Annotated in this window: 18 protein-coding genes and 3 tRNA genes; 8 read left to right on the top strand and 13 right to left on the bottom strand. The window is 65.9% G+C overall.

Annotated features, from left to right (window positions below):
- Window positions 1-130 precede the first annotated feature (130 nt).
- The 6 genes from BLQ62_RS00955 to BLQ62_RS00980 all read right to left on the bottom strand — a co-directional run bounded on the left by BLQ62_RS00955 (window position 131) and on the right by BLQ62_RS00980 (window position 6,846).
- Entirely contained in the window at window positions 131-541 is a 411-nt protein-coding gene (locus BLQ62_RS00955; RefSeq protein ID WP_139184131.1) for a DUF6262 family protein, read from the bottom strand.
- The gene (locus BLQ62_RS00960; protein ID WP_231857570.1) at window positions 538-2,973 is read right to left on the bottom strand and encodes a tyrosine-type recombinase/integrase; all 2,436 of its coding nucleotides are present in this window, start codon (window positions 2,971-2,973) and stop codon (window positions 538-540) included. Before BLQ62_RS00960 ends, BLQ62_RS00955 begins: the two co-directional genes overlap by 4 nt.
- Complete coding sequence (locus BLQ62_RS00965) at window positions 2,960-4,210, bottom strand: tyrosine-type recombinase/integrase (protein ID WP_068564982.1); 1,251 nt, start codon at window positions 4,208-4,210, stop codon at window positions 2,960-2,962. Before BLQ62_RS00965 ends, BLQ62_RS00960 begins: the two co-directional genes overlap by 14 nt.
- 71 nt (window positions 4,211-4,281) lie before the next feature.
- Window positions 4,282-5,466 (bottom strand): ImmA/IrrE family metallo-endopeptidase, encoded by a 1,185-nt coding sequence (locus BLQ62_RS00970; protein ID WP_244499916.1) that lies wholly within the window; start codon window positions 5,464-5,466, stop codon window positions 4,282-4,284.
- A 121-nt stretch (window positions 5,467-5,587) separates the two neighbouring features.
- Window positions 5,588-6,352 carry a hypothetical protein gene (locus tag BLQ62_RS00975; RefSeq protein WP_068564984.1) on the bottom strand — a complete coding sequence of 255 codons (765 nt, stop codon included), beginning with the start codon at window positions 6,350-6,352 and terminating at the stop codon, window positions 5,588-5,590.
- Window positions 6,353-6,522: 170 nt separating this feature from the next.
- Entirely contained in the window at window positions 6,523-6,846 is a 324-nt protein-coding gene (locus tag BLQ62_RS00980) for a hypothetical protein (protein WP_139184132.1), read from the bottom strand.
- 276 nt (window positions 6,847-7,122) lie between these two features.
- On the opposite strand from BLQ62_RS00980, the gene BLQ62_RS00985 reads away from it, so the two are divergent.
- Complete coding sequence (locus tag BLQ62_RS00985; RefSeq protein ID WP_225536079.1) at window positions 7,123-8,223, top strand: ImmA/IrrE family metallo-endopeptidase; 1,101 nt, start codon at window positions 7,123-7,125, stop codon at window positions 8,221-8,223.
- A gap of 20 nt (window positions 8,224-8,243) precedes the next feature.
- The gene (locus BLQ62_RS00990) at window positions 8,244-8,591 is read left to right on the top strand and encodes a hypothetical protein (protein ID WP_068526275.1); all 348 of its coding nucleotides are present in this window, start codon (window positions 8,244-8,246) and stop codon (window positions 8,589-8,591) included.
- Window positions 8,592-8,699: 108 nt separating this feature from the next.
- Here the strand turns inward: BLQ62_RS00990 and BLQ62_RS00995 are convergent, their stop codons facing one another.
- Both BLQ62_RS00995 and BLQ62_RS01000 read right to left on the bottom strand, forming a co-directional pair.
- Entirely contained in the window at window positions 8,700-11,705 is a 3,006-nt protein-coding gene (locus BLQ62_RS00995) for an MMPL/RND family transporter (protein WP_068526317.1), read from the bottom strand.
- A gap of 111 nt (window positions 11,706-11,816) precedes the next feature.
- Window positions 11,817-12,431 carry a TetR/AcrR family transcriptional regulator gene (locus BLQ62_RS01000; RefSeq protein ID WP_068526274.1) on the bottom strand — a complete coding sequence of 205 codons (615 nt, stop codon included), beginning with the start codon at window positions 12,429-12,431 and terminating at the stop codon, window positions 11,817-11,819.
- A gap of 93 nt (window positions 12,432-12,524) precedes the next feature.
- On the opposite strand from BLQ62_RS01000, the gene BLQ62_RS01005 reads away from it, so the two are divergent.
- On the top strand, window positions 12,525-13,001 hold the full coding sequence (locus tag BLQ62_RS01005) for a PaaI family thioesterase (RefSeq protein ID WP_068526273.1): 477 nt from the start codon (window positions 12,525-12,527) through the stop codon (window positions 12,999-13,001).
- Between the two features lie 5 nt (window positions 13,002-13,006).
- Here BLQ62_RS01005 and BLQ62_RS01010 read toward each other — a convergent pair whose 3' ends face one another.
- Window positions 13,007-14,032, bottom strand: a complete 1,026-nt coding sequence (locus BLQ62_RS01010) for an AraC family transcriptional regulator (RefSeq protein WP_068526272.1) — start codon at window positions 14,030-14,032, stop codon at window positions 13,007-13,009.
- A gap of 99 nt (window positions 14,033-14,131) precedes the next feature.
- Between BLQ62_RS01010 and BLQ62_RS01015 the strand changes: the two genes are divergently transcribed.
- The 5 genes from BLQ62_RS01015 (at window position 14,132) to BLQ62_RS01035 (ending at window position 18,867) form a co-directional block, all read left to right on the top strand.
- Window positions 14,132-14,452: a 2Fe-2S iron-sulfur cluster-binding protein gene (locus tag BLQ62_RS01015; protein ID WP_068526316.1), complete on the top strand. Its 321-nt coding sequence runs from the start codon at window positions 14,132-14,134 to the stop codon at window positions 14,450-14,452.
- A gap of 26 nt (window positions 14,453-14,478) precedes the next feature.
- Window positions 14,479-15,870 (top strand): cytochrome P450, encoded by a 1,392-nt coding sequence (locus tag BLQ62_RS01020; RefSeq protein WP_068526271.1) that lies wholly within the window; start codon window positions 14,479-14,481, stop codon window positions 15,868-15,870.
- Window positions 15,867-17,066 carry an NAD(P)/FAD-dependent oxidoreductase gene (locus tag BLQ62_RS01025; protein WP_068526270.1) on the top strand — a complete coding sequence of 400 codons (1,200 nt, stop codon included), beginning with the start codon at window positions 15,867-15,869 and terminating at the stop codon, window positions 17,064-17,066. The genes BLQ62_RS01020 and BLQ62_RS01025 overlap by 4 nt, the downstream gene beginning before the upstream one ends.
- Window positions 17,063-17,734 (top strand): transglutaminase-like domain-containing protein, encoded by a 672-nt coding sequence (locus BLQ62_RS01030; RefSeq protein WP_068526269.1) that lies wholly within the window; start codon window positions 17,063-17,065, stop codon window positions 17,732-17,734. Before BLQ62_RS01025 ends, BLQ62_RS01030 begins: the two co-directional genes overlap by 4 nt.
- A 95-nt stretch (window positions 17,735-17,829) precedes the next feature.
- Window positions 17,830-18,867: a BtrH N-terminal domain-containing protein gene (locus tag BLQ62_RS01035; protein ID WP_074850301.1), complete on the top strand. Its 1,038-nt coding sequence runs from the start codon at window positions 17,830-17,832 to the stop codon at window positions 18,865-18,867.
- A gap of 1,338 nt (window positions 18,868-20,205) precedes the next feature.
- On the opposite strand, the gene BLQ62_RS01040 is transcribed toward BLQ62_RS01035, so the two are convergent.
- The 4 genes from BLQ62_RS01040 to BLQ62_RS01050 form a co-directional block, all read right to left on the bottom strand.
- Window positions 20,206-20,278 (bottom strand) — tRNA-Ala (locus BLQ62_RS01040).
- Window positions 20,279-20,392: 114 nt separating this feature from the next.
- A tRNA-Ala gene (locus tag BLQ62_RS23655) sits at window positions 20,393-20,454 on the bottom strand.
- Between the two features lie 19 nt (window positions 20,455-20,473).
- Window positions 20,474-20,550: transfer RNA gene (locus BLQ62_RS01045), tRNA-Ile, on the bottom strand.
- Window positions 20,551-20,603: 53 nt separating this feature from the next.
- Window positions 20,604-21,329 carry a DUF3566 domain-containing protein gene (locus BLQ62_RS01050; RefSeq protein WP_068563444.1) on the bottom strand — a complete coding sequence of 242 codons (726 nt, stop codon included), beginning with the start codon at window positions 21,327-21,329 and terminating at the stop codon, window positions 20,604-20,606.
- Window positions 21,330-21,337: the final 8 nt, after the last annotated feature.

Raw genomic sequence — 21,337 nt, forward strand, 5'->3', positions numbered from 1 at the left:
GACCGCCACTGACGTCAGACCGCGATATGATCCGGTGGGCGATTCGTCGGCCCCGCAGCCTCGCGAGGGTGCTTACGCTGGCCGCCGTAGAGTGCGCTCGCTGGCGGCAATACCCCCGGGGAGGGTTCGCTCAGTCCGGGGACAGGTCGTCGATCTCGCCGTGCAGTCGGGCGATCGTCGCTTCGTGCTGCTTGATCTGCCGGGTCAGCTCTGCGATCTTGGCGTCCTTCTGTTGGATCCGAAGATGCATGGCCGCGAGGACACCGGTCGCCGGATCCGCTGCGGCCGCTTCGTGGCCGGCAGCAGCTGGCGGCGGGGTCGCTGCGGTGCGTCGCTGGCGGTGAACCTTCGCCAGCAGCTCCTTGTGCCGGTAGACGGTCGAGCGAGCCAGCCCGGCCCGCCGCGCGACGGCCTGGACGTTGATGGTTTCCCCGTTGCGGCGCATCGCCTTGAGTGCCTTTTCGATACTGCGCTGCGATGCCTCGGACCGGAGCTCGGCGCTCGCGGCTAACGCGGCACGAGAGGCTTCGTTGGCGCTCACGCGCCGCCGTCCTCACCGGCGGTATCGCCGCCGGGATCGACATTGCTGCCATCGACTTCACCGGCTCTACCGTCAGCCGGTGTGCTGCCCGCGGCAGTGTCCGCAGCGCGGCCTGCAGCGGTGCGCAGGGCTGATTCGTGGCTCCCGCGGGTCTGGATCTGCAGGATCGGCAGCCGATCGGCGGCGCCGGCACCGGTCACCGTCCCTGCAGTGTGGCTGTGCTCGTCCTGGCCCGTGCGGCCCTGGCCTGCGCAGCCTTGGGCCTCGGCGGTGAGCCGGGTGATGATCTGCTCGAGCGAATGCAGCTCCCGCAGCCGTTGGTGCACCCAGATGTTGTCGTCGGTCAACGCCCGTCCAGTCCGGGCGTGGAACTGCTCACGACGGGCCTGCAGCAACGCGGTCGTGGCCGCGTGCTGCGAGCGCAGTTCGTCGAGGTGGGTTGCGTCGGTGGCGAAATGCCCACAGGACAGGCAGGCGTTGCCCTTGTCGCAGGTCTTCACCGGCGGCAGCAGGCACACCCCGTTGGGCAGGACCCGGTCGGTGCGCTTGGCCAGCTGGGTCATGTCGTAGATGTCGCTGGGACTGAGCGCGATATCGACGCCACCGGCGCCGATCTTCTTGTGCTTGAGGAACTCCGCCTCCGACGTCGCCGCCAGCGTGGCGGCGTACCGGAGCGTCATCTCTGGGCTCTTGTGCCCGAGGTAGCGCTGCACCACGTGCAAGGGCACCCCGTCGTTGAGCAGCTCGGTGGCGCGGGTGTGCCGCAGCCGGTGAGTTTGGGTGAACCGCAAGGCCCGCCCGGTGCTGTCGGTGAGTCCATGGATCCGATCGAGGTTGCTCAGTGCCTGCCGGTAGCTGTTGTAGGGGCGGTGCCGGCGGCCCTGGTGGTGATCGCGCAGCGGCACGAACAGATACCGCGGTGACCAGTCCGGGTGCTGCGCGGCGAGCCAGGCCCGCTGCTCGGCGATGACGTTGACCACGGCCTGCTCGATGAGGATCGTCGGGATCACCCCGTCGACCTTGGTCTGCTGGTACCGCAACTTCGCCACGAACACCCCGCTGTCACCGTCGTCGTCGCTGGCCACAGTCTCCTTCCCCATCCCGTCCCCGCTGGTAACCCTGTTCGCGGGGTGCTCTGCCGGGTTGGCGGGTGGGCGTTCGAACCCGGGGATCGGCTCGATCGGGTCGACGTCGAGCATGAGGATCTCCGAGGCCCGCCGGCCGGTGAGGGCCTGCAGGAGCCAGATCCGTGCCGCCTGCGGGTCCCCGAGGCCGGCGACGAGGGAGACGGTGCCGTCGGGGTGGGTGAGCGTGACGTGGCGGCCGCGGTCGGTGGCGAGGACGTCGAGGTAGCACAGCATCCGCTGCAGATCGCCGGTGCTGTACCAGGTCAGTTCCCGGTTCCTCGGTGTGGCGCGGCGGCGGAACGCCGGCCCCCACAGGCGGGTGTGCGCGGGGCCGACGTCGCCCCAGCGGGCGATGCCGGTCGCGGCGGCCGCCTCGCCGGCGTGGTCGACCATGAACGTGTAGAACACCTGCGTCTGGGACACGGTCGCTTCGATCGCCGAGCCGGTCAGTCGTCGGTTCGGGCGGGCGGAGGCGGCCGGGCTGCGCAGCCACGCGGCGAACTCGGTGAAGATCATGCGCAGCTGCGCGGGGTCGTCGGCCAGGACCGGGTCGTCGGTGTGCCCGGTGTCGGTGAGGAATCGTCCCAGGTGCCGGGTCGCCATCCTCGAGCGTTCCACCGCGGAGGACCAGCGCAGCAACTCCGCGGTGATGGACACGCGCAGCCAGAACCGCACCCCTTCGCGCAGCCACCCCGGTTCGATGCCGCCCAGGCGTGCGGCCATGTCGTGGCTGGGTTCGTGTTCGCGTTGCGGGATCCGCGGATCGACCCGCAGGTCCCAGATGTCGTGCTCCCACCAGGAGCGGTCGGTGCACCGCACCGACAGGTACAGGTGCAGCTGCTCGATCAGATGCGTGATGCTGCGACGAGTGTTCACCGGCGGGAGCCGCTTGTTGCGGGCCTCATACGCGAGCAGGGCGTGCCGCAGCAACGCCGCCGACGTCAGGTCGGTGATCGACACCGGCGGATGCCCATGCTCCTTAATGAAGCTCTGGGTGGCGAGGGAGATCGCCTCGCAACACCACCGCAGGTACGCCGGTTCGATCTTGCCGATCTGGTCGGTGGCGCACAGCCACACGAACCAGGCCACCTCCCGGGCGAACCGCGGCGGGCAGCCCTGCGGAGTGAAGTCCAGACGACGGCCGAGATAGCGCGAGTTCTGCCGGAACACCTGCCGGTGCTCGGGCGAGTCGATCTGGTAGATCGGCTCCCGCCACGCCGTCGGCACAAGGGCGGCTTGCGCCTGCCAGGTGAACGCGGTCGCCGCAGCCGCGGACAGCCGCGGCGCAGGCTCAGGGGTGGTCATCGTGCAGGCCTTTCCATCCGGCGACGTAGTTGCGCCACTGTGCGATCGACCGCATCTCGGCGTCTTCGGTGACCCACCCGTAGGTCGAGAGGGTGGTCTGCACATCCGCGTGACCGAGCCTGCGCATCACCACGTGCGGAGCGACACCGGAGAGCAGCAACGCCGTCGCGTGGGTGTGGCGGAGCCAGTGCGGCGTCCACCCTGGCTGCAGCACCCGCTGCCCGGGCTCTGTATCGGTGTGGGCGCCGTTGTTGGGGTGGTTGCAGCGGCGGGTGATGGACCGGACCGCCGCGTACACCGTTTCCGGCCGCATCGGCGCGAACCGGGTGCCGTGGGTGAGGTTGACGAACACGAAATGCGTACTGAAACCGGGCACTTCCAGATCAGCGCTGTCGTCGATCAACGCCCACACGTACTCCGAGTACAGGGCCGCCAGGTCGTCGCCGACGTAGATCCGCCGCGGCCCGGTCTTGCATCGCACCTCGTGCGGGTGGTCCTGGCGGCCGGCGACCTCCACGTACGGGGTGCCACCGCCACCGATGTGGAAATCGTGATGCCGCACCGACAACGCCTCACCGAGCCGCATCCCGGTCTCGGCGAGGATCGCGAACAGCAGCCGGTTCCGCAGCCCAGGGCCGGCGCCGGACCAGCGGGTGCCGTCATGGGTGGCGCAGGCGTTGAGGATCGCGGTGACCTCCCGCGGCAGCAGCACCGGGGTGGCGGCCCGGTTGGGTTGCCGTACCCGGTAGATCGGGTGATCGGTGGGGTGGCTGGGGCCGACACCGTCGAGGAACCCGACGTACCGGGACCGTCGGCGCCACTGCCCGTGCGAGGTGAACAGCTTCTCGTACGGGCCCAGCAGATGGTGCGCATCGGCCTGGAACCGGTAGAAGCTGAGCACCGCAGTCGCCCGCAGCTGCACCGTCGCTGTCGACGATCCGCCGACGATCTCGGGGCCGATCCGCCGGGTCCCGGGCAGATCCCCCGTCCGCAGGAACGTCAGGAACTGCCCGAACAAGGTGGTGGGGAACTCATCCCACCGGTGCCCGCTGTGATCGAGCACCGTCCACCACTGCGCCAAACCCGCGGCGTAGGCGCGGACCGTGTTCGGTGACGCCGCGCTCGCGGTGAGAAACCGCAGGTACTCCCGGGCGGGTTTGATCGGCCGGTCCAGCTCGTCGACCACGATGTACGTGCCCGGCCGGTCCGGGAACCGCACCCGCTGCACCTTCGCCACCGCTCGCGTCCCTGCCTGGTTCGTCTCGGGTCAGGCTCGCCGGGACCGCTGCTGGAATCGCCGGAAGTCGATCACATCCGCCGAACCGTCACCGGCACCCCGGTCCTCGCCCCGCGAACCCGCGGCGGCGTCGACGGCCGGCGCAGAGGGAGCCGCGCCGGAAGAGGTGGGGGAAGAGGAGGGGGGGACGAGGTGGTGGAGGGGGCGGGCCGCTGCCCGACCAGGAAATCGGCGAGGATATCTCCGGGGAAGATCAGGTCGTAGGTCGCCAACAACTGCGGTGACTGCACGGAAAATCCCAGCTCGATCCACTTGCTCAGCAACCGCGGCCGTTCCACGGCTCGGTCGTCCCAGCCCGGCTCGGTCCGGCCCCAGGTCCGCCCGGTATCCGGGTTGACCCGTTGGTAGAGCTGCTTCTGCAAGCTGCGGAACCGGTCGTCGTCGAGCACGCCACCGGTGTGCAGGTGCCGTAGCAACGCGCCGATCGAAATGCCCCACTTCTGCTTGACCGGCACCAACGACATCAGCGACGGCGTCCGGGACACCTCCTTGCGTACCTGCGCCAACGGGGCGAGCAACTCCGAGGCGAACCGCGAAGCCTGCTCCTCCTTGTCCTCAGTGACATCGCCGCTCCAGTGCAAGCTCAGGTGGCCCAGCTCATGGGCGAGAGTCCACCGTGTCCGCTCCCAGGAAGTCGACTGCCTCACGACGATCAGCGGTCGCGCCTTGAACTCACCGACCCGTGTCGAATACCCGAGGTGCTTCTCCGATGCGGCTGCGCCGCCGTCGCGCAGGGTCGCGGCAGCGAGCATCCGTCGCATCACGATCGGCACACCCGCGTGCTCGATGTTGTGGGTCAGGTAGTCGATAGGCTCGTCCCGGCCCACACCGAGCGCATCACGTACCCGCCCGGCAGCCTCCGCGACCGGCACCGACGGATCGACCATCGGGATCTTCACCGCCGGCAGCTGCCACCGTGAATGCAGCTCGTCGAGGAACTCCCCGACCATCGAAGCGAAATCCGTCAGATACTCCTGCTCAGTCTTCGTCGTCGACTGCGGCGCCCGAAACAGCAAGTCCGATGGGTGGATCCGCATCGGCGGCTCCGTGGTGAAGAACCGTGGCGGGAATCGCAGAATCGTCGTCAACGCCTCCAGTTCACCGGTACTGATCTCGCTCGTGATCGACTTCTCCAAGCGGGTCAGTCGCGCCGCTGACGGCCAATTCAACTCAGCTGCCAGCGCTTTCGCGGTCATCTTCCGCATGATCCGGGCTTGACGCACCCGGCGTCCGTATACGTTCACCGTCGCCCTCATTGCACATCCGATTCAACGCTGCAGGTCCCCGCTGCATACCAGTTTCCCCCTGCTATGACGGCTACGCAGGCGTGGGCGTGGTATCCGGCCCACCGTCGTCGTGGTCGTCGCCGGTGCCCTGAGCGCGCTTGTCGTAGGTCCCGAAGTCGTCCGACGGGGCGCCGCCGATCGGCTTCGGCTTCTGCAGTCCGTAGAACGGTGACTCCTCCACCGGAGGGAACGGCACCAACGCCAAGATCTCCGCACTGCTCGGGTTGTCCACTCCACGAACCACCGCCAGGTGCAGCGCCTCCAACGTTGTGTTGTCCGTCGTCGACCACAACGCGAAGATGCCGTCGTGCTCGCGTTGGTCCTCGTCGTCCCCGCTGGCGCTGCGCTTCGCGGGCTTGGGGATCTGGCCAGGTCCGGCGAACAGATTCATCTGCTCCGGCCGCAGCCCGCCGTTCGCGATCTTCTGCTCGACCTCCGGCGGCAGCACGACCTCCCGGTCGACCGCCGCCTGCAGATGCCTGGACAGGAACTTCCGGAGCCGAAACTCCGTACCCAGATTCACAAACACGGCGCCACCGCCCTGACCCCGGATGCACCGCAGATTGACTCCGGGCCTGTCGTTTCGTTCGTTCTTCCAGATATCGCGCATCGTGTGCCGCACCGCCGAGCAGAACGCATCGCCGGACACCTCCGCCGGATCCGCATGCCGCGGCGACCACATCGCCCCGACCTCGGTGATCGCCACCGGCAGATCGAGACGCACGGTCGCCAACGCGGGACGATGCTGCTCGACGAACGCCTCGAGCGTCTTCTGAAGCTCCCCATGGAGTGCCATAGCGAAATAATTGCACGGAAACCCTCCACTCGCAAGAGGCTCGCCCACCATCGCGTTTCACGGTAGATCCGACCACTGACATGTATCTAATCCTACATGTAGCGGAAGATAAAAACTAGCGCTGACTGGGATGAATCTCCGTGTCCGGCAGAGTAATTACTGATAAGCCTTCAAGTACGGCCGTGACTACTCACCTCGGACCACTGATACGGCCGCTTGACCAGGTGCCCGGGCGGGTGCATCCCCTGGGTGCTCAGCCACACGTTGGTGCCGGCGGAGACAAACGCCGCAACGTGACTACCCCGCAGCAGCGGCTGCAGCACCGTCCGCAAGTGCGCCGGCTGCCCCGCGGTCAGCGTGTTCCAGTGATCGACCGCGGCCAGCAGCAGCGCGCCGACGCCGATCGTCACCGGGCGCAGGATCCGCTGCGCCTCCTTCCGAGAAACCGCTCCCGCGTCGAGCGGGTTGATGTCGTCGTCCATGAGTGCCGTCACGATCTGTCTCCCATCGATGTAATTACTTGCATGGAATCTTGCCTAACGTGGTACAGTTCTCAGCAAGACAACACGCCGTGACCTGCAGAATTGGCCAAACCGTCTCGCCTCGCTCTCGCGAGCGAGACGGACGTCACATCAGTCACTTGCGTTTCGGATGGAGATAACCGCGTCGGGCAGAAAGTCGCAGTTCACACGGTGTTTCTGCGCAGATTTCGGCTGTTACCGCGATAGCGTGGAACGCAGGGATCGATCGAGGATATGGAGGCGATCTGGGTGACGGCACTCTTCTCGCAGGCCGAGGCGAACCCGGTGATGGTTGCGCTGACACGACTGGCGCACGGCTGGTCGAAGAAGCGGCTCGCTGAGGAGGCCGGGATCTCCGGATCGCACGTCACCCGGGTCGAGGCTGGCGCTCTGCCGCTGGCAGGTAAGGCGCTCGACGATTACGCCCGGGCGTTGCAATGCCCGGTCGAGGCGCTGTGCGTCGCGTTCGAGCGCTCACCTGCGCAGGGCACGCACTTCCGCGCCAACGCCACCACAGCGGAGTGGAAACGTGACCGCGTCTGGGCGCGCGCCAACCTGGTCGCGATGCGGCTAGGCCGGGTCGTCGCCCACACCGATCTCGATCCGGAACTGGCGCTGCCCGATCTCGACCCCGGGGACTACGCCGCCGATCTCGGCGAAATCACGGTCGCGCAAGTCCTGCGCCGGCTCTGGCGCATCGCCGGCCCCATCCGGTCGATGACCGAACTGCTGGAAGCGGCCGGGGTCTTCGTCGTCGTCGAGGACTTCCACGACCGCGAGATCGACGCGGTCACCCTACGCGCCACCGCGCATCACCCGCACCTGGTGTACGTCAACGCCGCACTACCGCCGGACCGGATGCGCATGACCCTCGCGCACGAACTCGGGCACCTGGTGATGGATGCGATGACCCTGGTCAGCCCCACCGAAACCGAGCGACGGGCAAATGTCTTCGCCGCCGAGTTCCTCGCCCCGGTCGACGACATCGGCCCGGCGCTGGACCGGGTCTCGACCCGGACCGTGCACGAGCTCGACGAGCTGCGCCTGGACTGGGGCGTGAGCGAGTCCTCGCTCGTTGTCCGAGCACGCGAGCGCGGCGTGCTCTCCGACCGGCAGTACCGGGCGATGTTCCGACTACTCAACGAAACCGGCCGGATGTACGGCACCCGGCCCGGTGTCCCGACCGAGACACCCGAGCTCGCCCGCGATGTTCTCGCCCAGCTCGCCACCGACGGATACAGCACCACCGAGCTCGACGCCCTGACACTGCTCACCGCCGAGAACCGCACCAGCCTGTTCGGCGCACCCGAGGGTGCCACCGCCGGCAGCCGTCACCTGACCGTCGTCTAACAGCGCGGGGGACGCCAGGGATGTCACGGTGGGGCTGGAACAGCAAGGACGCGGTCAAAGACCACCACTGGCGCGTCCCGCACGGGTCGAACAAGGCAGTGCAGGCCAAAGAGCAGGACGACGCCGCAGGCGGCCGCCACAACCGTGCCATCCGCACCGCACCGAACGCGCTGGGGCGGGTGGTCCTCCGGTGCCAGTACCGGCGCCTGTACGCGGAGCTGCGGTGGACCGATGCGACGAGGAAGCACGCCGAGTACCTCGGCGAGATGACCTGGCACAGCCGCGCCGACAACCTCGCCGCCGCCTGGCGCGAAGCACACGCCCGCGGTCTTACGACCAAGTCCTGCGACCGTCATCCAGTTATTTAATCTGTCGATCTTACGGTGTGCGTTATCAGATAGCGAGCTGGGTGTGGGGCCGACGGGCCGCGTGCCGACCGTTATGTTTCGTCGTCATGCGGGCGCAGTGGATTCGGGTCACCCGTGTTTGCCTGGCCACCAGCTCGCTGGTCCGGCCAGGGTGGCGATTGCGGGTACGACGATCGTTCGGACGACGAAGGTGTCGAGGAGTAGTCCGACACCGATGATGAGGCCGACCTGGGTCATGATGGCGATCGAGCCGACCATCAGTCCGAACATGCTTGCCGCGAAGATGAGGCCGGCGGAGGTGATGACGGAGCCGGTGTTGGTGACGGTTCGTAGGACTCCGATGCGAATGCTGCGGTGGGATTCCTCACGCAGCCTGGAGATCAACAGCATGTTGTAGTCGGCGCCGACGGCGACGAGCACGATGAACGCGAGAAGCGGTACAGGCCAGGCAATCTCGGTGCGAAGGATGCATTGGAAGATCACCACCCCCACGCCGAGGGCTGCAGCGTAGTTCAGGATAACGGTTCCCAGCAGGTAAAGCGGTGCAATGAGCGCTCGGAGTAGTGCGATCAGGATGATGCCGACGATGATGAGGGTGGCCAGGGCGAGTAGCCGGAAATCGTGGCTGAGCAGGCGTTGCAGGTCGGCGTTGATGGCGGGGAATCCCGCTAGCGACACCGATGCGTTCTGCAGGGCGGTGTTGGGTCTCGCTGTCTGGGCTGCGGTGGTGATGGCGTTGGTGAGTTCAATCGCCTGGCTGCTGTAGGGATCGGCGTCGGTTTGGATGGCATAGCGCACTGTCCGCCCGTCTGGAGAGACGAATTGTGCAGCAACGTCGGAAAACTTTTGGTTGACGAACGCGTCAGGCGGTAGGTAGAAACCCGTGGCGGCGTCCGAGCCGCGGGTTTCGCGGGCGGTGGTCTGTAGTTGCGCGGCAAGGGTGGCCATCCCGGCGAACTGTTGCAGGTTGCTGTCGACGAGTGCGGCGACTCCCCCGGCAATCGCGCGGGAGCCAGCAGCGAGTTGACTCACCCCGTTCTGAAGCTGGGCGAGTTGTGCGGGGAGGTCGCGCGCGGTGACAGCACCCAGCGTTGTGTCCAATGTGTCCACTGCGGCGGTGAGTTGCGCGGTGATGGTGGTGATGGGTGTGCCGAGGTTGCCCAGTTGCCCGGAGAGAGCGCCGATTTGGAGGAGGAAGTTGGAATCCCGCAGTGTGCCCAGGGTCCGGAGTTGCTGTTGGACGGCGGCGCACTGAGGGATCGGGGCGCACCAGGGAGCGTTGTCGAGCAAGGGCCGCACGGCGGTCACGAGACTCAAGGCGTCGGATGCCTGCCTTGCCGCGGTGGCCAATTGCGGTGCCTGCCCAATGAGTTGGTCGAGTGCGGGTGCGGTTGTGCGGAGTTGACCGAGCAGTGGTCGGTATTGCTGGATCTGTTGTCCCGCGGTCGTGGCCTGGTCGAGAATTCGCAACAGCGGTGTCAGGTTGGCGCGGATCTGGCTGTCGAGCGTGGCAAGGCCGGTCGCGAGTTGGTCGGCGCCATCTCGAAGTTGGAACAGGTCGCCAGTGCGTGATCGGCCGTCACTGACTGCCGCGGCGAGTCGGTCACCGATCTGTCCGTTCTGCCACGACAGCTGGGCTTGTTCGAGGCGGCTGCCGGTGGGTCGGGTCACGCCGACAACCCGGGTCACTCCCGGGACTTGCGCGACGCGTGATGCCAGGTCGTCGAGGTCAGCCAGCCCTTTCGCGGTACGCATGTCGTTCGGGGATTGGATCACGAGGAATTCCGGGACGGTAGTGTTGGTCGGGAAGTGCCGGTCGAGCAGTGCGTAACCCTCGTTACTGTCAGTGGTGGCGGGTTGTCCGCTGCGGTCGTCGTAGGTGATGGTGATGCCCAACGCCACTGCGCCGAGGGCGAGCAGAGCGACGAGTGTCATAGCCAGTAGCGAGGCGGGGCGCCGTACGACGAGTACCGCGATGCGGTTCCAGTAGCGCCGCGTCAGGTCCGCGCGGGGTGCACCCCACCCGAGGTGGGAGGCGGCGTGCAGGACCGGCGGTAGCAGGGTGACCGTGGCGAGGAACCCGATGACGATCGCGATCGCACATGCCGGCCCGAGAGTGGAGAAGACGCTCAGTTTTCCGAACACCATCGCCAGGAACGCCAGGGCGACGGTTGCGGCGGAGGCGAGGATGACGCGCCCGATCGTAGCGGTGGCGTCGATGAGCGCAGGTGCGTGCTCGGCGCCCGACCGTAATCGCTCGTGGTAGCGGCTGATGAAGAAGACCGTGTAGTCGACGCCGGCACCGAGCAGGATCACCGTCATGAACGCGACGGTGAACTGTGAAACGGGCATTCCGAACTCGCCCAACGCTGACACCACACCGCGACCCACCCCGAGGCTGATCCCGATCACCAGCAGGGGTACGAGCGCGGTGAACAGCGACCGGTAGACCACCAGCAGGATGAACGCGATCAGCAGAACCGTGGCCATGGTGATCACCACAAGGTCCTTTTCGGCCGTGACGATCTGATCGCTGAAGGTGGCGGTGGGCCCGGTGACGTGTACGGTTGTACCGGTGCCGGAGAACGAATGATAGGCGAGGTCGCGCACGGAATCCAAGGCGCGAGTCGCGGCGGGGCCGCCCAGCGTTCCGGTCAGCCCCACCGGCAGGTACCAGGCCGTCCCGTCGCGGCTCACCGCCTGCGACGCCGTCGTCGGATCCCCCACCAGGTCACGGACGGAAGCGACATCGGCGGTGGCGCCACGAAGTTTCTGAACAAGCTCGTCGTAGCGTACGCGCACCGTCGGGGTGAGGCCGCCACGGTTCTCCATGGCGATGAAAACCGTTGTCTTGGCGCCTTTCTCCCCGAACGCCGTACCCATCCGGTCGAAAGCCTGAAATGACGGCACTCCCGCAGGGATCGGATCGACCGATTGTTGGCGCACGACTGTCTCGAGCTGCGGGAACGCCAGCGCCAGCACCACACCCACCGCGAGCCACGCGCCGACGACGACAACCTTGTGCGCTAGCGCGTACCGAGCCACCCGCGCAAGCGTGGCGCTGTATTCCGCGCGTTCTGACCGCGCGCCAGCCGATCGCCGGTGCACCACCATCAACACCACTCCTGCCGAAACGGAACTACCTGGATCGGTACGCTACATGATGTAGCGAAAAGCGGTGGCGCGGTCGCTCGTCTTCGGACTCGGCGTGGACCGTGCGAGCGGTCAGGGCATGCGGCGATGCGCCGTCAGGAAGTCGTCGACGATGCGGCGGCGGTCATCGGCGTCGACGGCCCGGATGCCGGTGATTTTGGCGAAGATCAGCGGTCCGACGAGCTGGGTGATGGCCAGGGTCAGGTCGAAATCGTCGAGCTCGTCGACGGCACTGGCACTGGTGAGCAATCGGTCGAACGGTTCGCGGTAGTGATCGACCACCCGCGCACGCAGTGGGGCCAGGGCGTTGCTCTGCTCGCCGGCCCGTTCGGGCACCATCGCCAACCACGCGACCGTGGTGACCTGCAGCGGCGCCTGTTCGATGACGTCCGCCTGACGATCCATCAACCGGATCAAGTCCTCGCGCACCGACCCCGAGAGTTCGTGGCGATCGGCCTGGGGCAGCAAACGCTCGAAGGCAGCGGCGACCAGGTCGGTGGTACTGCCAAAGTGCCGGTAGAGGGTTGTGCGGGCAACCCTGGACAAGCTGGTGACCGCCTCGACGGTGACAGCCTCCACTCCCCCTCTGCGCAGCAACACCGCCGTGGCGTCGAGTAGACGGTTCCTGGAACGAACCCGCCGCGGATCGACGTCGTCGAGGCCATCGATGCTCACCGCTACCCGCATTCTTCTCGCTGTTGGTCCACGTATGTGGCATCCTGCCAACGATACCGTCAGTAGCGGTCCGCTACCGGCACGAGCATCGATTCGAGGACTGTGATGTCAGCACCCAGCAGACTGCCCGCGCACTCCCCATCGTGCATGGGCTGCGGGCCGGAAAATGCCAGCGGCCTGCAGCTCGAGGTCTACCGCGACGAGGACCGAGTCTTTGCAGATCACTCCTTCACCGAAAAGCATTCCGGTGGACCAGGTCTGGCGCATGGAGGGGCCATCTCGGCCGCGTGCGACGACATCATGGGATTTACGCTGTGGATCGCCGGCACCCCGGCCGTCACGCGCACGTTGACGGTCAAGTACCGCCGACCGGTACCCCTCCACGTACCAGTACGCCTCACGGCGTGGATCGACGAGGACGCCGATCACACCCTGCACATCGGGGCGAGCGGGACCGTGGAGGGCGAGACCTACTTTTCCGCCACTAGCGAGTTCGTGAAAGTCGATCTCACGCACTTCGCGCGCTACGCCGACACCTCCACGGTAGACAGCTTTTTCGTCAATTTCCTCCGCGCGGACTGACCTGCTCAGATGCCCGGCGCTGCCCGCTGATTCGACGGTGCGCGGCGGAACTGAGTCGGGGAGCACCCGACCCACCGTGTAAATGCATGGGAGAAACTGGCGACCTCGGAGTACCCCAGTTCTGCGGCTATCTCGCCGACACTGATGCCGGGATCCAGCAGTCGCGCGGTGGCTCGTTCTTGGGCGAACTGCTGCCGCAGGCGACGCAGGGTGGTGCCCTCGGCGTGCAGGCGTCGCTTGAGTGTGCTCACCGATGTCGCCAGCTCCGCCGCGATACGAGCGCCGTCAGCGCGCGCAGGGTCAGCATCGAACTGTGCGCGGACCAGCTGCGTGTAGGAATTGGGCCTGCGCTGTTCGTAGACGCGTCGAAGCTCGGCGATACCGATCCGGTAGGCCACGGGGTCGGAGAAGCGGCACACGTCGTAGAGCACGGCAGCCGGTATATGCACGAACGCCGCGCGCGCGTCGAAAAGGATCCGATGGCCGATCTCACCCACGACGATCAGGTCTGCCGGCGCCTGGCATGTCAGATGAAGCTCCACGGAGGGGACGGCACCGGCGAGCATGTCCACCAACCGCAGGACAGCCAGACCACCGTAGGTGACGGCGAGACAATCGGTGCCGGGGCTATCTGTGCGCCCGGCCAGAGCGATCGTCAGTCCAGAGTCTCCGTGCTGGAACTCGGTGCTCAGCGCGGTCGATATCAGGGGCAAGAACCGAAGCAGTTGAACAACTTCGAGGACGGAACCCGCACTGACCAGCGGCAAACTGAGGGGGCCGAAAGAGGTCAGCTGGGCGTGCTCGGCGAACGCCACGCCCAACCGGAATCCCTGCTGGGCGTCCATCGCCGGATACACCTCGTGAAACCACCGGACAGGCACTTGGCCCTGTCGCGCAATGACGACCGCGAGATCGACGCCCTCGCGGGCCATGATGCGTCCGAACGCTCGCGTCTCCGCCGCGCCCAGGGCACCGCTGTCGAGGAGCTGCGCGAACGCTAGCGGCGGTATCCCCAACTCGACAAGGCTCACATGAGCCAATTTAACAAGACATCGCGACGTCCGAGCCTGGATCAAGCACATCTGCCGCGTGCACACTCACCTCTACGACCCACGAACAAGGAGGTGGCCATGGCCACGATCACTTACGTGACCCACGACGGCGAGGACTACCCCGCGCCGGTGACGCCCGGCAGGTCACTGATGCAGATTGCAGTCGACGAGGCGATACCGGGGATCGATGGCGACTGTGGCGGTGAGGCGGCATGCGGAACGTGCCACGTCGTCGTCGACAGCGCGTGGATCGACACCGTCGGACACAGCACAGACGTCGAAGAAGGCATGTTGAGTATGCACCCCGAACGTGAGGCCAACTCGCGACTGGCCTGCCAGATGACCGCCAACAACGAGTGGGACGGTCTGACCGTTCGCCTTCCCGAGTTCCAGTTGTGAACGTCTAAAGCGAAAGAGCAACATCTATGAGCATCTCAACTGCCCTCGCCGACAAAGCGCAGTCCATGATCCCGATCGATCTACAAATCCGTGGCGCCCACGTCTATGACAAGGCCCGCCGGATCGTCACCCGAACCGACGGCAAAAAGATCTTCACCGAGACCCCCATCCCGCCTGTCGAGGAAGTCGAACTCACCGACATCGATCTGAGCAACCCATTCCTCTACCGACAGGGCAGGTGGCGGTCCTACTTCGAGCGTGTGCGCAATGAGGCGCCCGTTCACTTCCAGCCCCGCAGTCCCTTCGGGCCGTTCTGGTCGGTCACTCGACATGCCGACATCATCGCTGTCGACAAGAACCACGACGCGTTCTCCGCCGAACCGTTCATCATCATCGGTCGGCCGCCCCGCTTCATGGACATCGCGATGTTCATCGCCATGGACCCGCCGCGGCACGACAAGCAGCGCGCCGCCGTCCAGGGAGTCGTCGCACCGAAGAACCTGCGCGAGATGGAGGGCCTCATCCGGTCGCGCGTCCGGGAAGTCCTCGACGAGCTACCGCTCGACGAACCGTTCGACTGGGTCCAGACCGTGTCGGTCGAACTGACCGCGCGGATGCTCGCGACATTGCTCGACTACCCCTACGAGCAGCGCCACAAACTCGTCCAGTGGTCGGATCTGGCCACGTCGATGGAGCAGGCCAACGGCGGACCATCAGACAACGACAAAGTTTTCCGCGAGATGGTCGCGATGGCACAGGGCTTGAGTGCGCTATGGCGAGACAAGGCCGCGCGGACCGCGGCAGGCGAGGAGCCTGGTTTCGACCTCATCACCATGCTGCAGAGCAACGAGGACACCAAAGACCTTCTCGACGACAGCCCCATGGAGTTCCTCGGGAACCTCGTGCTGCTGATCGTCGGCGGCAACGACACCACCCGCAACTCGATGAGCGGCGGAGTGCTGGCTCTCAACGAGTATCCCGACCAGTTCGAGAAACTCAAAGCCAATCCGGACCTGATCCCCAACGCGGTGTCGGAGATCATCCGGTGGCAAACCCCCCTGGCGTACATGCGCCGGGTCGCCAAGAAGGACGTGATGCTCAACGGTCAGTTCATCCGCAAAGGCGACAAAGTCGTCATGTGGTACGCCTCCGGCAACCGCGACGAGCGAGTGTTCGACCGCCCGGACGAGCTCATCATCGATCGGTCCAACGCTCGCAACCACATCGCGTTCGGTTTCGGCGTGCACCGTTGCATGGGAAACCGCCTGGCCGAATTGCAGTTGCGCATTCTCTGGGAAGAACTCCTCGAGCGCTTCGACGACATCGCGGTGGTCGGTGATCCGGAGTACGTGCAGTCCAACTTCGTTCGTGGGATCAGCAAGATGATGGTCCGTCTGACTCCCAAGCAGGAGACGTGAGCACTGATCGGGTCGTGATCGTCGGCGCAAGCCACGCCGGCGCACAGCTGGCGGCCAATTTGCGCAAGGAGAAGTGGGCTGGAGACATCCTGCTGATCGGCGACGAGGGCCGCCTGCCGTATCAGCGGCCGCCGCTGTCCAAGGCATACCTGGCCGGCGATTGCCATCTCGACGATGTCGCGATCCGAAGCCACCAGTTCTACGACAAGCAACGGATCCAGCTCGTCGACGGAACCGTAACCTCGATCGACCGTGCCGAACGAACCGTCACTCTCGGCAACAACGACGCGGTGTCCTACTCGAAGTTGGCCCTGTGCACCGGCGCTCGAGCTCGCGCACTGCCCGTCCCTGGGGCCGATCTGCCGGGCGTGCACTATCTGCGCACCGCCACCGACGTCGAGGCCATCCGCGCCGCCGCGGTCCCGGGTTCGCGGGTCGTCATTGTCGGCGGCGGGTACATCGGCCTGGAGACAGCGGCCTCGCTTCGAACCCTGGGTGTCGAAGTGACCGTCCTGGAGGCGGCAGGACGCGTACTCGAACGTGTCACGGCGCCCGTCGTGTCGGAATTCTTCGATCGAATTCACCGCGAGAAGGGTGTCGACGTACGGATCGACGCAATCGTCGAGGGGTTCCGCGGCGACAAACGAGTCGCCAGCGTTGTCCTCGCCGGTGGAGAAACGCTGGCCGCTGACCTGGTCATCGTCGGCGTCGGCGTCATTCCGAACACGGAGCTCGCAGCAGCTGCGGGCATCGACGTCGAAAACGGCATCCTCGTCGACGACCGCGCTCGTAGCAGCGATCCTGACATCGTCGCAGCCGGCGACTGCGCCAACCACCGAATCGAGCGGTACGGGAGACGTGTTCGTCTCGAGTGCGTGTCCGCAACAACCGAGCACGCCAAAATCGCGGCGGCCACAATCTGCGACAACACAACCGGTCGTGCCGCACTGCCGTGGTTCTGGTCCGACCAATACGACCTCAAACTCCAGATCGCCGGGCTCAACACCGGATACGACGAGGTGCTGGTCAGCGGCGACCCCGCCCATGGCCGCGACTTCACCTGCTACTATTTCTCCGCCGGAGAACTGATTGCAGCTGACTGCGTCAACAGACCCGCTGACTTCGTGAACGCCAAGCGCGCCATTGCACAACGAGCGCCGATCGTCAGGTCCGCATTGATCGGAGCGACCCCATGACCACATCACCGACAAACGCGGTCAGCCCGGCGGCGCTGACGGGTTCACGCTTCCTCGACATCGAGCACGCCACCGTCGCGACCTTCACACGCGAAGCCGTCGGCAACGCGACCACCGACAAAGACAAAGCTCGCCGCCTGTTCACCGCGGTACGCGACGCCATCCGCTACGACCCGTACACCGTCTCCAACGACCCAGAGCATTACCGGGCCAGCCACGTAATCGAATCCGGACGTGGATACTGCGTCCCCAAGGCCGTCGTGCTCACCGCCGCATTTCGCGCCGCCGGGATCCCAGCGCGGTTCGGCTTCGCCGACGTCCGTAACCACCTCCAAACGGGCACCCTACGTGAGCTGATGGGAACCGACGTCTTCGTCTATCACGGGTACAGCCACGTCTACATCGACGGACGGTGGCTCAAGGCAACACCCGCGTTCAACTCGGAACTGTGCGCACGGTTCGGAGTTGCCCCGATCGACTTCACCGGCGACAGCGACGCGTTGCTCCACGCTCACTCCGCGGACGGCTCAACACACATGGAGTACGTCCGCGAAAGAGGTACGTACAACGACCTGCCTCTCGACAACATCCTGGCGGCTCTCAAACAGGCCTATGGCCCTCTGATATTCACGCAGCGTGCGACGCCACTAGATGCATTCCACGCCTAACCCGACCTGCCTCAGTCGTCGGCCGGCAATCGACTCTACGAACAAGATCCGCACCGCCTCAACACAGGAGACTCGTGTCAGTGTCCGGCCCCTCGATGATCGACCCCTACCCGCACCGAATGGGCGGCCACTGTGGGTCCGGTGCGATGCGAGACCTCATGGAGTGGACCGGGCTCGGTTTCGACGGCCCACCCGATGAGGGCCTCGTCTTTGCCCTCGGCGGAGCCCTCTCCCTCACCTACATTCGATCAAGCGCGCTGATGCCACCCGTGTACTTGGTCGGACGAGGACCTGATTTTGAGGTGGACCTCCCCCGCCGTCTGGGCGGCACCGTCGAGGTGCTTGCCACCGACGACCCGGCCGAGGGTTGGGAGAACCTTCGTGGCGAGATCGATCAGGGCCGCCCTGCACTGGTCTGGGCGGAGATCGCAGAACTCCCCTATCTGCGGGTCCAGTTGCGCATGAGCCGCCACGACATCGTGGTAGTCGGCTACGACGAGACGCAAGGCATCGCGTACATCGCCGACAACGATCGCGAAGATCTTCAACGCGTCCCACTGGACGCACTCGCACGCGCGCGCCGCTCGACCTCCTTCCCGGAGCCAACCCGACACACGCAGTTTCGTATCAATTGGCCACAGACGCCGCCTTCAATTATCGAGGTGGCCGCACAGGCATTCGCGCAATCCGCAGCGAGCCTGAGCACCCCAGGCGCATCGACGATCGCCGGGCCCGCAGAACATGGGTCACACGGCCTCGACGCGGCCAGCGCTCTCGCATCCGACGTCTGCAGCTGGGGAGCCCTGTCCACCGACGACCTCGAGATGCACTTATTCAGCCTCGGCGCCTTCATCGAGAAAGCGGGGACCGGCGGTGGCCTCTTCCGCCGACTGCTGGCACAGGGCTGCGATGAAATCGCACGCCTCACCGGCGATCACGCAACCGCCATCCTTGCAGCCAACGCCCACCATGCGGCGACATCCTGGACTGCAGTCGCACGCGCAGCAGTACAGAAGGATCACGCCTCATCCGAGCGGCTCCGATCCGTCACAACCCTCGCGGCAGCTCTACCCGAGGCGGAAGCGACTCTGGAGGCGTCACTGCGAAAGGCCGCAGCATCCTTGTCAGGCTAACCGGGCCAGTCGCGGGAAGTCCGCGAGTAGGGCGCTAAGCAGGGCCGCCGCGTTCACACAACGCACGCAGGAGCACCACCGTGAGCAGGACGCCGGTTCCCGCTCACCTGGGTCCTGATCCGTCGTGGCGATCTGTCGACACGCTGCGAGCCATCGCCGTCGACGCCATAGACGGTGCGTCGGGGCGATGCGACGGACGACTGGCGGATCCGGTCGTACAAGTCCCCCATCGTGGACCGCGGCCGACGAGGCCGATGGCCAGGTGATGCTCGAACACGGCCTCGAGGGGCGTGGTTGCCAAGCGCCTGTCCTCGCGCTCTTACCGGCCCGGTGAGCGCTCCCCCCGACTGGATCAAGCAACCGTTGCGGGTCAGCGCAACGGTTGTGGTCCCCGGGGTGGATCGGGACACCGGGAGATCTCGAATCACTGCTCGCTCGCAGCAGTACACCCCGCCAGCGGGTGGCTATGTCAAGTTGGTCTGGCTCCAACCAGGGCGGTGTGATTTGGCCCCGACTGTAGGCGGGTGGCCGCGTTTGGTCGTAGGTTCGTGGATGTGGATGGGGAGGATGATCTGCAGATGCCTTCTCGGCGGACGGTCGTTGTCCCGTCAGGGTGGGATCGGGCTTCGGTGTGCGCGTATGCCGAGCATGTGATCGCTCGGGATACCGGGGCTTAGCAGTCATCTGTGGGTGCGGGTGAAGTTGCTTGAGGAGCAGCAGCTCGAGGATCTGACGTCGCGGTGGTCGGTGTCGTATGTGGTTCACCGGCACCGCAAGGCGTTGTCGATTGTCACCGATCCGACACAGTCAGGCCCGAGGGCGCCCTAACTTGGTTGTGGTGGTGTCGGCTGCGAGGGGATCGGTAGAGGCGGTGTTCGCCGTCTGAGTATCACGGGCATCGTCGTGGATGGCGCGCATGGGAGGATCGGTTTTGAGGCTGATTCCTCCACTGAGTAGCGGTGCGATATCGAGTGCTCTGACTAGGTTTTATGCGCTCTGGCAGATCAGGGCCTGTGAAGCGGCGGGGAGGACTTGGAGGTGTTCGCGGAGCACCGTCGACAAAACGCGGTGAAGACACAGAGCGCGGCGTCCAGGAACGCCTCACGTCGGCTTCGTCGGCGAACGTCGGCCTCCACACATCGATACGTACGCTGCGTCGGAGCCATGACGCCACAATAGTCACCCCGCGCACCCGCCACCATCACGGACTCGCCGGACCAGCCTCATGGCCAGTCAAGCATTTCGTCATCTGCTGGACCTCCCAACGCTCAGAACCCCCGGGGCCGGCGATCCGGGGGGGGCTCCTAGCTGACAGCAGTCAGAAACTCATCATATCTGTGGAGGCTAGGGGATTCGAACCCCTGACCCTCGCCTTGCAAAGGCGATGCTCTACCAACTGAGCTAAGCCCCCGTGTGTGGTTGTGCACCCGCTGCTGGGCACCGTCCCACCGCCAAACTACGACCTCGTGACGGACATGTCCACCACAGCATCCCTGCTGGTCAACCCCTTACCAAGCCTGTCAGCTGGAGATAAGACACGAACTCCTGACATCCGCCTTGCAAAGGCGGCGCTCTACCAACTGAGCTAAGGCCCCGGGACGGGGTGTGGTGGGCCTAGGAGGACTTGAACCTCCGACCTCTTCGTTATCAGCGAAGCGCTCTAACCGCCTGAGCTATAGGCCCGTGAACCGAGGTGGAACATTACCAGCGCACCTCGAGTTCTACAAAACAGCTGGTCAATCCCTATCGGCGAGGGTCACCTCGACGCCGCCGACCAGGTCGGCGCAGAGGTTGTAGATGAACGCGCCCACGGTGGCGAGCGCGGTCAGCAGGATCACGTTCGCCAGGCCGGCGAGGCCGGCGTAGGTGAACACGTTGCCCGCCGTCAGCAGGCTGACGCCGGCCTGCTCGTTGGTGAGCGTCTGGAAGCTGTCGTTGATCTTGCTCCACACGCCCATGCCGCTGAGCACGATGTACAGCACGCCGACGGCGATCATCCACACGAAGAACAGCACCACGGAGATCACGCCGGAGATCTTGAACGTGGTCCACGGGTCGATGCTGCGCAGCTGCATGCCCGCGCGCACCGGACCGGCCGCGGCTTGCGTCTTCACACCCGCCGCACGCGCGGGCGTGCCGCCCACGGTGTGCAGGTTCGACGGTGCCGCCTCCCCCGCCGGGGCGGGCTCGGCCTTCTCCGCCGGCGCCGACGCCGGGGCCGGGTCCGGCGTCGCCGAGGCCTGCGCGGGCATCGGCGACGTCGGGGCGGCCGCGGGAGCGACGTGATGGATCTTGTCCAGGTCGGGCAGGTTCTTCGGCAGCTCGTCGCGCTCGACGCCCTCGGTGGGGGCGTCGATCACGCGGCCGACGTCGGTGTCGCGTCGCGGGATGCGGACGGGCTGCCGGCCCGCCTCCGGTCCGGACTCCGGCGACTGGCCGGAACCGGTTCCAGGGGTACTCACATGCGCTC

Source organism: Tsukamurella pulmonis, from assembly GCF_900103175.1.
Taxonomy (GTDB): Bacteria; Actinomycetota; Actinomycetes; order Mycobacteriales; family Mycobacteriaceae; genus Tsukamurella; species Tsukamurella pulmonis.

Coding starts and splice junctions, on each gene's coding strand:
- BLQ62_RS00970 (WP_244499916.1), bottom strand. CDS start 5,466: ATGACCGCGAAAGCGCTGGCAGCTGAGTTGAATTGGCCGTCAGCGGCG.
- BLQ62_RS00990 (WP_068526275.1), top strand. CDS start 8,244: ATGTCACGGTGGGGCTGGAACAGCAAGGACGCGGTCAAAGACCACCAC.
- BLQ62_RS01035 (WP_074850301.1), top strand. CDS start 17,830: ATGATCGACCCCTACCCGCACCGAATGGGCGGCCACTGTGGGTCCGGT.
- BLQ62_RS01020 (WP_068526271.1), top strand. CDS start 14,479: ATGAGCATCTCAACTGCCCTCGCCGACAAAGCGCAGTCCATGATCCCG.
- BLQ62_RS00995 (WP_068526317.1), bottom strand. CDS start 11,705: ATGGTGGTGCACCGGCGATCGGCTGGCGCGCGGTCAGAACGCGCGGAA.
- BLQ62_RS01015 (WP_068526316.1), top strand. CDS start 14,132: ATGGCCACGATCACTTACGTGACCCACGACGGCGAGGACTACCCCGCG.
- BLQ62_RS00975 (WP_068564984.1), bottom strand. CDS start 6,352: ATGGCACTCCATGGGGAGCTTCAGAAGACGCTCGAGGCGTTCGTCGAG.
- BLQ62_RS01030 (WP_068526269.1), top strand. CDS start 17,063: ATGACCACATCACCGACAAACGCGGTCAGCCCGGCGGCGCTGACGGGT.
- BLQ62_RS01000 (WP_068526274.1), bottom strand. CDS start 12,431: ATGCGGGTAGCGGTGAGCATCGATGGCCTCGACGACGTCGATCCGCGG.
- BLQ62_RS01005 (WP_068526273.1), top strand. CDS start 12,525: ATGTCAGCACCCAGCAGACTGCCCGCGCACTCCCCATCGTGCATGGGC.
- BLQ62_RS00960 (WP_231857570.1), bottom strand. CDS start 2,973: ATGACCACCCCTGAGCCTGCGCCGCGGCTGTCCGCGGCTGCGGCGACC.